At 37.9% G+C, this 16,179-nt stretch carries 15 protein-coding genes; 7 read left to right on the top strand and 8 right to left on the bottom strand.

Features of this window, described 5'->3' with window-relative positions:
• Positions 1–3: 3 nt before the first annotated feature.
• Together ACFOOI_RS09710 and ACFOOI_RS09705 are read right to left on the bottom strand one after the other, a co-directional pair.
• Positions 4–1,059 (bottom strand): phosphotransferase enzyme family protein, encoded by a 1,056-nt coding sequence (locus tag ACFOOI_RS09710; RefSeq protein WP_379837470.1) that lies wholly within the window; start codon positions 1,057–1,059, stop codon positions 4–6.
• Between the two features lie 117 nt (positions 1,060–1,176).
• On the bottom strand, positions 1,177–1,959 hold the full coding sequence (locus ACFOOI_RS09705; protein ID WP_379837468.1) for a hypothetical protein: 783 nt from the start codon (positions 1,957–1,959) through the stop codon (positions 1,177–1,179).
• 644 nt (positions 1,960–2,603) lie between these two features.
• On the opposite strand from ACFOOI_RS09705, the gene ACFOOI_RS09700 reads away from it, so the two are divergent.
• The 6 genes from ACFOOI_RS09700 to ACFOOI_RS09675 all read left to right on the top strand — a co-directional run bounded on the left by ACFOOI_RS09700 (position 2,604) and on the right by ACFOOI_RS09675 (position 10,225).
• Positions 2,604–3,083: a biotin/lipoyl-containing protein gene (locus ACFOOI_RS09700; protein WP_379837466.1), complete on the top strand. Its 480-nt coding sequence runs from the start codon at positions 2,604–2,606 to the stop codon at positions 3,081–3,083.
• Entirely contained in the window at positions 3,080–4,102 is a 1,023-nt protein-coding gene (locus tag ACFOOI_RS09695; protein ID WP_379837464.1) for a methylmalonyl-CoA mutase family protein, read from the top strand. Before ACFOOI_RS09700 ends, ACFOOI_RS09695 begins: the two co-directional genes overlap by 4 nt.
• A gap of 21 nt (positions 4,103–4,123) precedes the next feature.
• Positions 4,124–5,599 (top strand): acetyl-CoA carboxylase biotin carboxylase subunit, encoded by a 1,476-nt coding sequence (gene accC / locus ACFOOI_RS09690; protein WP_379837462.1) that lies wholly within the window; start codon positions 4,124–4,126, stop codon positions 5,597–5,599.
• A complete protein-coding gene (scpA, locus tag ACFOOI_RS09685; RefSeq protein ID WP_379837460.1) occupies positions 5,596–7,713 on the top strand; it encodes a methylmalonyl-CoA mutase in 2,118 nt (705 codons plus the stop codon). The genes accC and scpA overlap by 4 nt, the downstream gene beginning before the upstream one ends.
• 4 nt (positions 7,714–7,717) lie before the next feature.
• Positions 7,718–9,259, top strand: coding sequence for an acyl-CoA carboxylase subunit beta (locus ACFOOI_RS09680; RefSeq protein ID WP_379837458.1), 1,542 nt, complete (start codon positions 7,718–7,720; stop codon positions 9,257–9,259).
• A 126-nt stretch (positions 9,260–9,385) separates the two neighbouring features.
• Positions 9,386–10,225: a mechanosensitive ion channel family protein gene (locus tag ACFOOI_RS09675; RefSeq protein WP_379837457.1), complete on the top strand. Its 840-nt coding sequence runs from the start codon at positions 9,386–9,388 to the stop codon at positions 10,223–10,225.
• Here the strand turns inward: ACFOOI_RS09675 and ACFOOI_RS09670 are convergent.
• The 6 genes from ACFOOI_RS09670 to ACFOOI_RS09645 all read right to left on the bottom strand — a co-directional run bounded on the left by ACFOOI_RS09670 (position 10,222) and on the right by ACFOOI_RS09645 (position 15,555).
• On the bottom strand, positions 10,222–10,689 hold the full coding sequence (locus ACFOOI_RS09670; RefSeq protein WP_379837455.1) for a hypothetical protein: 468 nt from the start codon (positions 10,687–10,689) through the stop codon (positions 10,222–10,224). The two genes, ACFOOI_RS09675 and ACFOOI_RS09670, sit on opposite strands and share 4 nt — an antisense overlap.
• A 106-nt stretch (positions 10,690–10,795) precedes the next feature.
• Positions 10,796–11,458 carry a DUF2490 domain-containing protein gene (locus ACFOOI_RS09665; protein ID WP_379837453.1) on the bottom strand — a complete coding sequence of 221 codons (663 nt, stop codon included), beginning with the start codon at positions 11,456–11,458 and terminating at the stop codon, positions 10,796–10,798.
• A gap of 37 nt (positions 11,459–11,495) precedes the next feature.
• Positions 11,496–12,116, bottom strand: coding sequence for a DUF4956 domain-containing protein (locus ACFOOI_RS09660; protein WP_379837451.1), 621 nt, complete (start codon positions 12,114–12,116; stop codon positions 11,496–11,498).
• Positions 12,100–12,876, bottom strand: a complete 777-nt coding sequence (locus ACFOOI_RS09655) for a polyphosphate polymerase domain-containing protein (protein WP_379837449.1) — start codon at positions 12,874–12,876, stop codon at positions 12,100–12,102. Before ACFOOI_RS09655 ends, ACFOOI_RS09660 begins: the two co-directional genes overlap by 17 nt.
• 126 nt (positions 12,877–13,002) lie before the next feature.
• Positions 13,003–14,160 (bottom strand): acetylornithine deacetylase, encoded by a 1,158-nt coding sequence (gene argE / locus ACFOOI_RS09650; protein ID WP_379837447.1) that lies wholly within the window; start codon positions 14,158–14,160, stop codon positions 13,003–13,005.
• Positions 14,161–14,166: 6 nt separating this feature from the next.
• Complete coding sequence (locus ACFOOI_RS09645) at positions 14,167–15,555, bottom strand: YfcC family protein (protein ID WP_379837445.1); 1,389 nt, start codon at positions 15,553–15,555, stop codon at positions 14,167–14,169.
• 186 nt (positions 15,556–15,741) lie between these two features.
• Between ACFOOI_RS09645 and ACFOOI_RS09640 the strand changes: the two genes are divergently transcribed.
• Positions 15,742–16,176 (top strand): hypothetical protein, encoded by a 435-nt coding sequence (locus ACFOOI_RS09640; RefSeq protein WP_379837443.1) that lies wholly within the window; start codon positions 15,742–15,744, stop codon positions 16,174–16,176.
• The last annotated feature ends 3 nt before the right edge of the window (positions 16,177–16,179 follow it).

Below are 16,179 nucleotides of genomic sequence, written 5' to 3'. Positions count from 1 at the left end.
TTTTTAAGACAATGTAGCGGCTATTATGGTCGCTATTTTTGTTTGGTTCAATTGGTAGTCTTCCAAAAGGGCCTGTTGGTTTTTTGCCCTATTTAAGTTTTGGTTTTTGTATGAAATCTGATAATAAACATCACCGTTCAGGTGGTCAGTCAAAAATCTTAAGCCTTGCATATAAATCATAAATGGACCGGCAAATATGAGGCTTTCTTTTTCTGAAGGCGTAAGGTTTTTTTTAAGTTTTCCTAGGTAGCCATTCATGAGTGCTTCTATGTAAGTTAGTCTGATTTTTACATGTTCAAATTCTGTGCTCTCCTCTGATTCCGCTGAAGAATACGTTCGGACCATATCACCCAAGTCCGAAATTATTTTGCCGGGCATAAGTGTGTCCAAGTCGCATACACAAAGGCTTTTTTGAGTCTGTTTATCAAAAAGCACATTGTTTATTTTAGTGTCATGGTGAATCATCCTATTCGGATAAGTTTCGTCTTGTTGGATTTTTCGGAAGGTTTCTACATATCCATTGTTAGATTCATAGAAGTCAATTTCCGTTTTGGAAGCGGCTTTTAATGCTGGGCTGGCATTTTGTAAAGCAAGTTTAAACTGTTCATATCGCAGCGACAAATCATGAAAACGGGGGATGCTTGGTTTGAGTTTAGTTAAATCTAAGCCTTGTAGTTTTACTGTCAGTTCTCCAAATGCACGTGCAGCTTCAAAAGCCATTTCGGGCTCATTTACAGTGTTTATGGAGTACGAATTGTCTATGAATTTGGTTAAACGCCAATAATTTCCATTTTCCACAAAGAAGTTTTCTCCGTCTGAGGTCTTTATCTGAGATATGAATAAGTACGTTGGGTAAAGTGTTTTTAAGTGTTTGTCAGCCTCATAGAGGTTTTTACCTATTATTTCAGGATTTTGGAAGACTTCTGTGTTTATTTTCTGAAGTATATATTTTTCATTGGCAGCTACAATCAAAAAAGTGTCATTTATAAGTCCAGACCCAAATTTTTGGATTTCCGAATCATTTGATTCTAAACTAAATGCTTGTAGTATATGCTGCACTAGTGTATTTTTTCTATTAATTAAAAACACAATTTAAAACAAATTGGCCTAATTTCTGAATATTCTTTTACGATTAAAAATGGATATTTTTACATTAGGCCTAATAAAAAAAACAATTCACAAGGAGAAATCTTTTTCGCCAATTATTTCCGCAGTGGTAATATTTATTACTTTTTCATTTTCTTTTATGAGAACAACTTTCCAGTCAATTCCAAACATGTAGAAAATTATAGTATTGTAAAACATGAACTTAGTGAAATGCATTACAGTCATTTCATTATAGAGGTAAAAATAGGTTGCAGAGAAGAAAGAAATGCTTAAAAGCGAGAGTCCTCCTAATAGTCCGAAGAAGTAATTTGCCCTATTTGTATACTTTCTGTTTAAAATAATGTTAAAATTAAACGTAGATAGAACTGCTATTGTCATCGCTAATAAATAAATCAATTCGTCGTTTTGGTTTTCAGAAATCATTAGCCAAAGTATTGATAATGGAATCAAAACCATTACTAGATTTTTAAGTGTGCCAAAACGTTTTCTGTTCGAAAAGTTAATGCCCTCTTTAAAAAACGTGGATATCCAAACTATTAAAAATACGATGAAATATATCATTCTTACTATGATATAGGTTCTCGAGTATTGTCCATCCACTATGGTATTAAGCAGGATTTCTGTGATACAGAAAAGTGTTGGCAATAGGAACGTGTTTTTTAATAACTGCTGGTCTTTGTTTTTAGTGCTTAAATTAAATGCCACTGGGGTCAAGAAAACCACAAGACAGTTGCACATTACTTGAATAGCACCGTGCGTATCATATATCAAATTGAATATGAAAAACGCCAAATTAAGTAAAAGTATGAGGGATAAATAACGGTAACTTTTCAATGAAGAAATAGTGCTCATTTATCTTGTTTTATAGTTTGCACGCTACAATAATAATGCAAGTTTTTGTTTATTCAATTGTTTTATTTTTAAATATTAATATTTGAAGTATGAAGTTGGATATTTTAAATATTTGGCTAAATTTATAGTATTACAATCTGTGTTTTTTGCGTTTTCTTAAAAATGAAAATCGAACGAAGATCATTTCGATACTTTTTGAATTTAATGACAAAGGTTTTATGATAATTGTCATTTTCAAAGTTGCATTTTTTTTATATTTTTGGTATTTGCGAAACTTCGCTATTAGCATAAATTAAACATTTATTCAAAAAATATTGTTTTTAAATATGATTTTACTAATATTTGTTCTGTTTATTTAAAGATTAAGAGTTTTTGTTGGCAATAATAAAACAGGTTAATATAATTTTAAAATTGTATTATTTTAATAAATGACAAGTTGGTATTTTCTGTTTTTTATGTAAATGGCTTAAAATCTGATAAATAGATAAAATTGACTAAATGTGAATAATACAACGGTTGAGGTTGAAGAAGGAAAGCAGTAGTTTTTCTTGAATCTTGATTTTAGCTGTCAATTCTAGTTTTTTTGTCCTTAGCGGTGTAATGTATTTAGAGAAATGATTTCAAAACGAGTTAAATTTTAACTGATGAATCAAATAAAAATAAAATCTGGAGGCTATGAGTTTTCATTTGATACCCAAAAGATTAATGAAATGGGTATTTTAAAGACTTCCGCAGATTCAACTGAAGTTTTGGTTGATAAAAGAATAATAAAAGGAAAAGTGAGTGTGGACGCTATGGTGGCTCGTCAGCTCCTAGTAGATTTAAATGGTGAAGAGTTTTTGGTGGAAATAAAATCAGAAACTGACTTGATGATTGAAACATTAGGTTTTAATTCGGCCAAAGCCAACAAAATAAAAGTACTTAAAGCTCCAATGCCGGGACTGGTTATAGATGTTTTTGTAGAAGAAGGTCAAACGGTAGCTGAAAATGAAAACGTTTTGGTTTTGGAAGCCATGAAAATGGAAAATGTGATCAAGTTGCCGCATGAAGCCGTAGTGAAGAAAATTCATGTTGCCAAAGGGCAGGCAATTACCAAAGGCCAAATAATGATTGAGTTAGCATGAGAGACTTATTTGTAGATTTTGAAAATATGCCACTCGCCAAATGGGAAACTATTTTAGAAAAAGAGCTAGGCTCAGATTACAGAGAAAAACCAGCGGTGAAGGGTTTGAGTCTCAACGGGGCTCAAAGTTTTGAGAAGCGTGTTGAAAACCCGATTAGAGTTATAAGTAGAGCCAAGCCGTGGTGGATTTGCCAAGAGATTGACCCAGTAGATTTAGGAAATTTAAACGCAACTATTCTAGAATCGCTGGCTGGCGGTGCTTCAGCGTTAGCCATTAAAATAGATAAACTTTGGTCCGTTCAGGATTTTGAGCAAGTGTTTGATAGTGTGATTTTAGAGTTTATATATTTGAGATTTGTATTTGTTTCAGAAGCTAATTGGCACCAAGAATTTTCTAATAACTTTTTAGATTTTATAAAAAGTAATGACTTAAAACTTGATGCTCTAAATTATTCATTTAGCAATCTTTCTTTTTTTGATACAAAGGTAAATTTAGAAGTTTCTATGCCTCAAACTGATAACATTCATGCAGATTTAGCTCAGGTTTTGTTTCAGTTAGAAAAAAATATCTTACTTACCGAATCTATTTCAAAACCAATTGTAGCCTTAAAATCAAGAGAGAATTTTTATTTAAATCTTGTTCAAGTAAAAGTTCTGAAGCATTTGTGGTTCAAAATCGCAGAAACGTATAATAAACCTACGGTACAAAATCTATTGGTGATAATCGAAGCCAATAACCAAGAAGCCGACCCGAATGCTCAAGCCATCGCCTATACTCAAATCGCCATTTCATCGGTTATCGGTGGAGCCGATATGCTCAGTTTTGAAGACTTAAATTATGATCAAACCCAATATGGGTCTCAGTTTGCAAGTAGAATTACCCGAAATATCCAACATGTTTTGCAACAAGAGAGCCTCATAGAAGAGGTAATAGATGCTTCAGTGGGGAGTTATTTTATAGACAATTTGGCATCGGAACTCAATGAAAAAGTCTGGGCTGAATTTAGAAAATTAGGATAATATTTAATTTGAAAATTATATATGACGAATTTAAAAAAAATAATGGTGGCAAACAGGGGTGAAATAGCTCTGCGAATAATGCGAACCATAAAAAAGCTGGGTATTAAAACGGTTGCCGTTTATTCAGAACCTGATCAAAATGCCCTTCATGTTCGTTTTGCAGACGAGGCCGTTTGTTTGGGCGAAGCCGCTTCTAGCAAGTCATATTTAAACATGGATAAAATCATCGCAGAAGCTCTCTCGCTTGGGGTAGACGGTATCCATCCTGGCTATGGGTTTTTAAGTGAAAATGCCATTTTTGCAGAGAAAGTAGAAGCAGCGGGAATTACGTTTATTGGGCCAAATCCTGATTCTATCACCCTGATGGGCTCAAAACTTGCCGCCAAAGAATGCGTCAAAAAATACGATATACCGATGGTGCCGGGCACCGATCAAGCCATTGATGATATACCTGCCGCTAAAAAAATAGCCAAAGAAATCGGTTTTCCAATACTGATAAAAGCGAGTGCCGGTGGCGGAGGTAAAGGTATGCGTGTGGTAGAAAACGAAGCAGAGTTTGAAGAACAAATGACCCGAGCTATTTCTGAAGCGGTTTCTGCTTTTGGAGATGGCTCAGTTTTTATTGAAAAATATGTAGGCTCACCAAGGCACATAGAAGTGCAGGTGTTGGGCGACAAGCACGGCAATATTGTGCATCTATTTGAGCGAGAGTGTAGTATTCAGCGTAGGCATCAAAAAGTAATAGAAGAAGCTCCTTCAGGAATTTTGACCCCAGAAATAAGAAAAAAAATAGGGGAGGCGGCTGTTAAAGTAGCCAAGTCATGTAATTATGTGGGAGCGGGCACCGTAGAGTTTCTTTTAGATGAAAACTTAAATTTTTATTTTTTAGAAATGAATACCCGACTTCAAGTAGAACATCCTGTTACCGAGTATATTACAGGTGTAGATTTGGTAGAGCAACAAATAAAAGTAGCTCAAGGTGAAGTCTTGGCTTTTAAACAAGAAGACTTAAAAATCAAAGGACATGCGATGGAACTAAGGGTTTATGCCGAGGATCCGCTGAACGATTTTCTTCCATCTACGGGTACCATTACCAAATACGAGAGACCCGAAGGCGAAGGTATCAGACTTGACGATGCGTACGAGTCGGGCATGGATATTCCGATATACTATGACCCCATGATAGCAAAACTGGTTACCTATGGCAGCACTAGAAATGAGGCTATTCAAAAAATGAAGGAAGCAATTAGTCAGTACAAAATAGAGGGCTTTTTCACTACGCTGCCTTTTGGGCACTTTGTGATGGACCATCCGGCGTTTATTTCAGCAGATTTTGATACGCATTTTGTTAAAAAATATTTTAGTAAAGAGCAGGCACAAGCTTGGCAAAAAGGCAAAGCCGAACAAGCCGCTCTCTTAGCTTTTGCCTATTGGAATGCCGCTAACAAAAAAGTGGTTGTTCCTGAAATGGGCGATTCAAAATGGAAAACAAGATGAAAAGGCCAAGTTTCGAACATATAGACATTACACTTCCTGCTCCAGAAATTATAATGGGCAAAGCATCGGATACTTTTGAAGGTATAGATATTCAGAAAAACTATACATTCGAAAGTCTCGGTCACTTGGGGTTTAAGTCTGGCGTTCCGCCTTATTTGGGTGGTCCATATGCCAGTATGTATCTAAACCGACCGTGGACAATCCGTCAATATGCAGGTTTTTCTACGGCAGAAGAAAGCAATGCATTTTACAGAAGAAACCTGGCTCAAGGCCAAAAAGGGCTCTCTGTGGCGTTTGACTTAGCTACGCATCGGGGGTATGATTCTGACCATCCGCGTGTAAAAGGTGATGTTGGAATGGCAGGTGTGGCGATAGATTCTGTAGAGGATATGAAAATCCTTTTTGACCAAATTCCTTTGGATCAAATGTCGGTTTCTATGACTATGAACGGGGCTGTGCTGCCGGTTCTAGCGTTTTTTATAGTAGCAGCCGAAGAGCAAGGAGTTTCGATGGACAAACTCAGCGGAACTATCCAAAACGATATTTTGAAGGAGTTTATGGTACGGAATACCTACATATATCCTCCCAAAGCTTCTATGCGAATCATTGCGGATATTTTTGAGTTTACGTCTCAAAATATGCCCAAATATAATTCAATTAGTATAAGCGGATATCACATGCATGAGGCTGGTGCTCCTGCTCATATTGAGCTGGCGTATACGCTTGCAGACGGATTAGAATATCTTAAAACAGGCGTAAAAGCGGGTCTTGATATCGACGATTTTGCTCCTAGGTTATCGTTTTTCTGGGGAATAGGCATGAACTTTTTCATGGAAATAGCCAAAATGCGTGCGGCACGTTTGCTTTGGTCAAAAATCGTACGTGACTTTGGTCCGAAAAACAAAAAGTCGATGGCACTTAGAACCCACAGCCAAACCTCGGGTTGGAGTCTAACGGCCCAAGACCCCTTCAATAATATTGCCCGAACCACGGTAGAAGCCATGGCAGCCGTTTTTGGTGGAACTCAATCTTTGCATACTAACTCCCTAGATGAGGCCATTGCTTTGCCAACAGATTTTTCGGCTAAAATAGCCCGAGAAACTCAGAAATATCTACAAAGCGACAAATGTGGAATTGTAAACGCCATAGACCCATGGGCGGGCTCCTACTATGTAGAGAAACTTACCGAAGAACTGGTAAAAAAGGCTTGGGATTTAATAGAGGAAGTAGAAGAAGTAGGTGGAATGGCAGAAGCCATAGAAAAGGGAATTCCGAAACTAAAAATAGAAGAAGCAGCTACCCGCAAACAAGCAAGTATAGATAACGGCTCGCTTAATATTGTAGGTGTAAATTGTTTTAAAACAAACGACGACACTGTTTTAAGTACTTTAGAAGTAAATAATGTAGCAGTAAGAGAAGGTCAAATAGCTCTTATAGAAAAAATAAAAAAAGAAAGAAATCAAGAGGCTTGTTTACGTGCCTTGGAAAACTTAACGCAGGCGGCCAGCACCGGCGAGGGGAATTTGTTGGCACTTGCCATTGAAGCCGCCAGGCACAGATGTACGCTGGGCGAAATCTCAGATGCACTTGAAGTTTCTTTTGGAAGATATAAAGCTATTTCTCAGTCAGTGAAAGGGGTATATTCAAAAGCTATGAACAACAATGAAGTATTTGAAAAAGCGAAAGCTTTGAGTGCTGAGTTTTTTGAAAAAGAAGGCAGAAGGCCTCGAATTTTAATAGCTAAACTCGGGCAAGACGGTCACGACAGAGGAGCCAAAGTAATTGCTACTGGTTTTGCAGATATTAGTTTTGATGTAGACTTAGGTCCCTTGTTTCAAACCCCCGAAGAGGCGGCAAATCAAGCCATAGAAAACGATGTGCACGTGGTGGGTATTAGCTCGCTGGCGGCGGGGCATAAAACCTTAGTGCCTGAAGTAATAAGCAAATTGGCAGAACTGGGTAGACCAGACATTTATGTAATTGTTGGTGGGGTTATTCCGCCGCAAGATTATGATTACTTATACAAAGCAGGGGTAAAAGGGGTCTTCGGCCCGGGTACGCCTATTGCACAAGCAGGGGTTGATATTATTAGTTTATTGCTAAAAGAAATTTAAGAAAATGAAGCAGAAAATAGATATACTAGAGTCAAAGTTAGCAGAATCAAAACTTGGTGGAGGCATAGCAAGAATAGCCTCGCAGCATAAAAAAGGCAAACTGACTGCCAGGGAGCGAATTGAAGTTTTGCTCGACGAAAACTCTTTTGAAGAGATTGGTGCCTTGGTCACACACCGAACCAAAGACTTCGGCATGGAAGATCAGGTTTTTTATGGCGACGGAGTAGTTACCGGATACGGAAGCGTAGACGGCCGCTTGATATATGTGTATTCACAAGACTTTACAGTTTTTGGAGGGTCACTTTCAGAAACCCACGCCGAAAAAATATGTAAGATTATGGACATGGCCATGAAAAATGGAGCTCCCATAATCGGATTAAATGACTCGGGCGGTGCCAGAATCCAAGAGGGAGTACGGTCTTTGGGCGGCTATGCCGATATTTTTTATAGAAATGTACGTGCTTCAGGTCTAATCCCCCAAATATCTGCCATAATGGGGCCATGTGCGGGTGGTGCGGTGTATTCGCCAGCCATTACAGATTTTATTATGATGGTAGAAAACTCCAGTTACATGTTTGTGACAGGGCCCAATGTGGTAAAAACCGTAACGAATGAAGAAGTAAGCTCGGAAGAACTAGGTGGAGCAAGTACCCATGCTACCAAGTCTGGCGTCACGCATTTTACTTCGCCCAATGACTATGCGTGTATTCAGAATATCAAAAAGTTAATCAGTTATATTCCCCAAAACTGTGAGGACTCGCCTGCTAAATTACCTTATGAACTCAAAGACGAAACAAGACCTGCTCTAGATACTATTTTACCCGAAAATGCCAACCAACCCTATGACATGCGTGAGGTTATTTCGGAGGTTTTTGATGCCGAAAGTTTCATGGAAGTTCACAAAGACTACGCAGAAAATATAGTAGTTGGTTTTGCTCGTTTAGGCGGAAGAAGCATCGGTATAGTGGCTAATCAACCGATAAGTTTAGCGGGGGTTTTAGATATAGACAGTTCAAAAAAAGCAGCGAGATTCACTCGTTTTTGCGACTGTTTCAATATTCCGCTTTGTGTGTTGGTTGATGTTCCTGGTTTTTTGCCGGGTACCGACCAAGAGTGGCACGGAATTATCACCAACGGAGCCAAGTTATTGTATGCCCTAAGTGAGGCCACAGTGCCAAGAGTAACGGTTATCACTCGAAAAGCCTACGGTGGTGCGTATGATGTAATGAACTCAAAACATATCGGAGCAGACTTAAACTTTGCGTGGCCGGGAGCCGAAATCGCCGTAATGGGTGCCAAAGGTGCTTCTGAAATTATATTTAAAAAAGAAATATCGGAAGCTGAGAATCCGGAGCAAAAGCTTATAAAGAAAGAACATGAATATGCCGAGAAGTTTGCTACTCCTTTTCAAGCAGCCGAGCGTGGATTTATTGATGAAGTGATTTTGCCAAGTCAAACCCGCACCAAGCTCATAAAGGCCTTTACTATGTTAGAAAACAAAGTCGACCATTTACCAAAGAAAAAACACGGAAACATCCCTTTGTGATTTTTAAAAATAAACGAAAGCGTAGAAATAAGATTAAAATAGAACTTTTTGATTTAAATTGGCTTTATTTAATTGTTGAAGATCGCTAAACTGATTTTCTTAATCTATAATCCAAAGCCCCTAAACATGGAATTTTTGAATCAAATAAAAAGTATTTTAAGTTACAGTATTTACAAGTCCAGCAACATCAACATTACGATTGGTCTTGTGACTGCTTTGATTGTAGCATTTGTACTTACTAATTTGATTCTAAAATTAATTCGCTTAGTTGTAACGCGAAATCTGCCTGCTGAAGACAAAAATAAGTTTATCAGTATATTTCAGTTTATTCAGTATCTCGTTTATATTTTCGTGATAATGTTTACCCTCAACGCCACAGGGGTAAACATTAGCGTGTTTTTGACTGCTTCTGCGGCTCTTTTCATAGGTTTGGGTTTTGCATTGCAGCAGCTTTTCCAAGATCTTATTTCAGGTGTTTTGATCATTATCGATCAGTCGCTCCATGTAGGCGATGTGATAGAAATTAACGGGAAAGTATGCAAAGTTGAAAAAATTAGTCTGCGGTCTACCAAAGCCGTTACGCGTAACCAACGAGTAATGGTGATTCCAAACCACATGTTTTTGACCGAAGTGCTTTTTAACTGGACACAAAATAGTGCCATAGTAAGAGAAGACCTTACAATCGGGGTAGCTTATGGTTCAGATACGAAATTGGTTAAAGAGATTCTGTTAAAAGTTGCTACAAGACACGATTATATATTAAACACACCAAGTCCCAAAGTGGAGTTTTCCGACTTCGGTGATTCTGCCCTGATTTTTGTGTTGTATATATTTGTAGCAGATGCGTTTTCGGCACCTTCTATTAAGTCTGAACTCAGATTTGACATCGATGATGAATTTAGGAAACACAAAATCTCTATTCCTTTCCCTCAGCGAGATGTGCATATTTTTAATCCGAAAGATTAACTTATCTTAAGTTTTTTGGGATATAAATATTTGATATAAATTAAAGCTAAAGGCAGGCCGAAAAACAAGATATGCATGGCGAGGCTTTTACCGAGAAAATCCAATGCTTTAGGGAAGTCTTTGGTGATGGCAATAGGCACAACCGCAAAATTCATGATTCCCCAAACCAACAAGCCAAATACTACGCCTGTTTTAATCCAGTTTGGTTGCTGAAAATTAAAACCCGGGTAAAGCATAAAGAAACTTCCTGTCCAGATAGATGTGATGATAAAGTGAAATAAAAAACCTTGGGTAACCATACTAAAAGGGCCATCTAAGGCATCTTTTCCGTAGATTCCGCTGCTGATAAACCGGAGTCTGTCATGGAGGCCAAGCTCAGGAAAAATAGCGAGCATGCCCACTAAAGCCAAAACTGAAATCACTAAGGTCACTAAAAACCATTGGAGGGTAGATTTTGCTTGCATATTCATCTGTTTTGATGCTGAATATACCTAGCAATTCGCTGATTAGCAATATTTTGAATAAAAAATAATTAAGTGGTGTTATTTTTTCAATAAAGTACAATGAAATTTATTTGAAACTAAAACTATAGCCGAGCTGCATCACATAGTTTGTGTTGAAATCATTGTTAAGTGAGCGGTCTGTAAAAAACGCTGCATGAATTTTTTGACCCTTTTTTACTTTGTAATTGGTCTCTGCTTTAATTCTGACTTGGTCAAAGGTATATCCCAACTGGTAAAACAAATCTGCTGAGAGCGAAGGCTTAAATTTTGATTTATTTGGAAAGGCTATCTCCAGTTTGTTTCTAACATAACTTTTATCATTAGCAAACTCTCCGTCAGTGTCTTTAAACTGATTTTGATAACGAACTCTATATTGAAGTTCTATACTCTTTGTAAGGTCTCTTTTATAGCTCACATCGCCATAAAAACGGTGCTTGGGGCTGTAGGTTTCCTTTTTGGGTTTATAGTCGTGAATATATCTGTAGTACACATCGGCTTCAAATCCCTTTGGAAGGTTGAATACAACACCCAATTCGCCAATGTATTTGTCAGCAGGAAATGCGAAGTCCACATTTCGCATCTGTAAGTTTCCATCTAGTTTTATTTTTTTTGTAATCCGCTTATCTGCTTCTATCACAAACCGAGAGCCCAACTGTGCTTTTGCCGAAAACGTCATTAGGGCAAGTGCCACTGTCAACATTCTCCAAGAACTGAAATTTGTAGTTTTCATTATTGTGTCCGTATTTTTAATTAATGCCAAAAAAAACTTAATCGTAGTAAAAAATCAAAATATGTGCCGAGTCTTTTATTAAATCAATTTCCAAAACTTCTACCCGGTGAATCGGAAACCCAGTTTTGGTTTTTATGTCTTCTAAAAGTTCAGCTTTGAGGTTTGGAGCCAATAGTTTTGGTCGGTCATATATCAGCTTCTTATGTGCTTCTCTTTGAAAAAATATTTTCTTTTCTATGAAAACTACCACTACTAATATTACACTATTGAGCAGCAAAAGCTCAAGCGGCGTACCTACACTTACGGCGGAAATTAGGCCTAAAGCAATCACCAAAAATAGGTAGGTCATGTCTTTGGAGCCGATACCCTCTGTTCTAAATCTAAGAATAGAAAATACCGCAAATAAACCAAACGCAGCTCCCATGCTGAGGTTAACTTTGTTAAGCATAAATGTCACCAAAAAAATGACAAGGTTAAAAGAGAAAAACGTAAGGAAAAGGTCAGTTTTTTTATAGCTTGTGTAATATATCCCTCTGATTAGTACAAAAACCGTGACTAGGTCTATCGCAAACCGAAGGAAAAAAGCATTGGGCAAATCTGAGAAAATGCTAGAGGAAATGTCTGTTCCTTGTAAAAGTATATTAAACGTATTGAGCATATTGTTGGCTTATTTTTTTTAAAATTCGCAATTTCGGTTTAAAAGTATGATGCTTTATATCTTTGTTAAGACTAATGGTTCCGAGGCAATATTTGCTAATACCTCCCGGTCTGATTCCTTTTTTCTTTAATAAACTAGGGAAAAAAGAGTCAAAAACTTTGGCCTGTTTTACTTCAGCAATCACGATATCCGAAAGCGTGATAGTATCTGTACTGTTTTTGAAATTTAAATTAAAATCTAAGGTTATTCGTTCGGTTTTTTCAGGGTTTACCAAGGTCACGCGGTTATAGTTAACCCAGATTTGTTTTTTTAAATCTAAGGCTTCATGATTCACCGTTTGGTCTAAAAAATCGAGCTGTTTTGAATTTAGAATCCCTATCTCTTCAGTTTCAGTCTCTATTCGCTTTTTAGAGGTCTTATTTTTATTATTTTTAAACTTTACTTCCAAAAAACTCAAGTTATTGCTCAAATACCGCCTTTTTCTAACCTTGTATCGGTTTGCTCTTTGTCGCTGATGGTGCTGATAAAAAAGCAAATCTTCGGTGTCAAAATATAGGGACTCATAACCACACAGCCGCTGTTTGTTTATTTCGAAAATCTTAAACTTTCCTTCACATTGGAGCAATATATCCTGTATTTCAACGAAAGGAATCATGTATTTGGTGTCTACTCTGTTTTGCAGATTGGCCGCACCGAGCTCTTCCAAAAAAATGGGTTCAAATCTATTTATTATATCATTTATTTCCTGAAAATCAGTCATCAATTTATTTATGGCGTACTTAAGAACGTATTTTTTAAAGTGATTTAATATTGAAAATACGAAAAATTGGCCTTTTAGGCTTTAGATACCTTCACTTTCTTTACATATTTATTAAATGGATTGAGACTATGAAAGCTCTACCGCCAAGTTTTCTAACATTTTTAGGCATTTCTCCAATTGAGAAATAGCCACAAATTCGTTTGCACGGTGAGCCTGAGCTATATCTCCGGGGCCACAAATCACGGCCTCAAATCCCACTTCGGCAAATTGACCCGCCTCTGCTGCATAAGATACAGTATCTAAAGTATTGTTTTCTGATATTTTCTTTATCAAAGCTACCACCGAAAGGTGCTCGGGTGTGTCAAGAGGTGGCACCGCCGGATGATCTATTTCGGTAATAATCTCAGCACCAGCAAACCTTTCTTTTAGCGTTGATTTTAGCGTTTCACAATACGCCTCAAAGTCCGCCATGATTTCGGTTAGGCTACTTTTGGGAATTGTGCGTACATCCCAATAAAAGGTGCATGTGTCTGCAATAACGTTGGGTGCAATGCCACCGTTAAATTTACCAATATGAATAGACGTGTGATTGGGTTTGAAGCGGTCGTCGGTTTCGCCTTTGGCTACCAATTCGTCCATTTTGTTTTCCAGCCAAACCACCAGTTTTGCCGCCACATGTATGGCACTCACTTCTTGTTTTATTCTGCTGCTATGCCCTGCCGAGCCTTTTACGGTAGTTTTTAATACACAAATCCCTTTTTGGCCAACCATGGGCACCATCATAGTAGGTTCGCCAATGAGTGCATATTTTATATTTTCTGTGTAATGACTTTTTATGGCTCTAGCTAGCTCTGGTGCTGCCAAGCAGCCTATTTCTTCGTCATACGAAAACGCAAAGTAAATTGGTTTTTTTAGGTCTGTTTTTTGAAACAGTTCTACCGAGGCAAGGCAACACGCCAAGAAACCCTTCATGTCGCATGAGCCGCGGGCAAACAGTTTGTCTTCTTTTTCAATGAGCTCAAAGGGAGCCGTTTGCCAGTCTTGGCCTTTTACGGGCACCACGTCCGTATGACCAGAGAGTATCACGCCGCCGTCTACAGCAGGTCCTATTCTGCAATGCAGTGATGCTTTGGTTCCTTCGGGATTAGGTACCAACTGAAAGTCAATGCCTCGCTCGCTCAAAAAGTTTTTTATATATGCTAAAATACTCAAGTTACTTTGGCCTCCTAAGACGTCAAAAGCTACGAGGTCTGTTAATATTTCTTTAGTTTTTTGAAGTTTCATTCTTTTTTATTTTGGTCCAAAATCAATAGCTACTGCTATGCAAATAAATATAAATCCTAAAATTATAAGTAATCCTAAAAGTGGCAAAATAAACCTGACCCACTTGTCAAAAGGAACTCTACACATGCCTATCATGGCGATTAGCCCTCCCAAAGCCGGGTTTATGAGGTTTGTGAGCCCGTCGCCCATCTGAAAAGCCGATACCACAGTTTGTCTGGTTAAGCCCAGAACCTCGCCCACAGGCAATAGCACGGGTAAAGTAGCCAATGCCTGTCCGCTACCCGAAGGAATGGCAAAGTTCATGATAGATTGTGTAATTACCATGCCAATGGCGGTTAAATAAGTAGGTAAACCAACTAGTATTTGCGACAAATGATGAGCGATAGTATCGTTTATTTGACCATCCTCTAATATTACTTTTATGGTAGAAGCAAAGCCCACCATAAATGCTCCAGGTGCTACCACAGCCACGGATTTTAAGGTGATCTCGCCGATTGTGTCGGTGTCTAATCTACTTATTGCGGCAATAACCACAGACATAAAACAAAACAAACCTGAGATTTCGGATAAATACCAATTGTACTTAAAAACCCCTATGAGCATGCCTGCAATCATGCCCACAAAAAGGAGCAAAATTAGGATGTCTTTTGTGCTTAAATGATATTCACTTACACTTTTCGAAAGCGATAAACCCTCTTGGTCTAAACCAAAACCTATGGCTTTTTCGGGGTTTAGCTGTAGTTTTTTATAGTACCGCACATTGTACCAAGCCAAAGCCACTAATGCCACCACGCATTGCACACTCCGCAATGTTGCACCCGAAAACATGGGTAAGTTAGCTATTTTGTGAGCGGTACCGATGGTGTAGGCGTTAAAAGGTGAAAGGCCAAAGCCAATGGTTACGCCACCTACGGCTATGCCCGCCGCCAAAACCAAGTCGCCACCGATGGCTAAACTTAAAAGTGCGGCAATCGGAATTAGGGCGATATTGTTTTCATAACCCATAAACACACCCAGCATACCAAAAAGCAAAGTCATGAGCACCACAATGGTGTTTTTGTTTTTGTCTCCGAGTTTTTTTACCAGAGTACCAACTGCGTTTTCTATGGCACCTGAGGCTTGTAGGAAACCAAACATTATGCCGCTAGAAAGTATAATAAAAACCACATCAACTGCGGTTTTAAATCCTTTTGGAAAAGCAAAAAATAGATGAAAAATAGATAAACCTTTGCCCGTAATATATCCAAACGAACCTGCCACTACCAGCATTCGGCCATCCACTTCGGTGCGTTGATACGTTCCTGCTGGTATTAGGTGTGTCAATAATGTGGCCATGACCACCATGCCAAAAAGCATTATGACTGGATGAGGAATGTACTCATACCATTTTTTCATATAAGCGTATTTCTTTTAGGGTAATTTTAAATAAAACTCGAACATTGGTTACTCAAATATGTTTAATAAATGCCAATTATGTCCGATTTATAGATTTTAATTTAAATTTTAAGCTAAAACATAATCATTAGTCGAGTTTTTTGAAATAAAACTTTAATTTTGGTTCAAATTTAAACCCAACAAAATATGTACAGTACCATTTTGATGCTTCATCATTATATTGCTTTTATTGCGATACTTCTTTTAGCTTATGCTACCATAAACGGTGCCATTGGTGCCAGTTCGGAGAAAGTTTTTGAAGAGTCTCACCGCAAAATAAACGTTTTTGCTTTGATTTCTTGCCACACCATGTTGCTGCTAGGTTTGATCCTTTTGGCGGTTTCGCCTATTGCGGAAGTTGCTTTTGCTGACATGGGAGCTGCCATGAAAGACAGCGTACTAAGAAAAGCTGTGGTAGAGCATCCGTTTACAAATATTATTGCGGTGGTGTTAGCTACAATTGGTAATGCTAAGTCTAAAAAAGCGATAGGCAATGGCCGTAAGTTTAAAGTATCTATGATATTTTTTGGTCTTGCTCTAGTTTTGATTTTGAGTAGATTGCCATTCGAAAAGTTATTTTAATTA

Origin of the sequence: Lacihabitans lacunae (assembly GCF_042649125.1) — a bacterium.
GTDB lineage: Bacteria > Bacteroidota > Bacteroidia > Cytophagales > Spirosomataceae > Leadbetterella > Leadbetterella lacunae.
The sequence above is the reverse complement of the archived record's forward strand: the minus strand, read 5'-3'. Positions and strand labels throughout refer to the sequence as shown.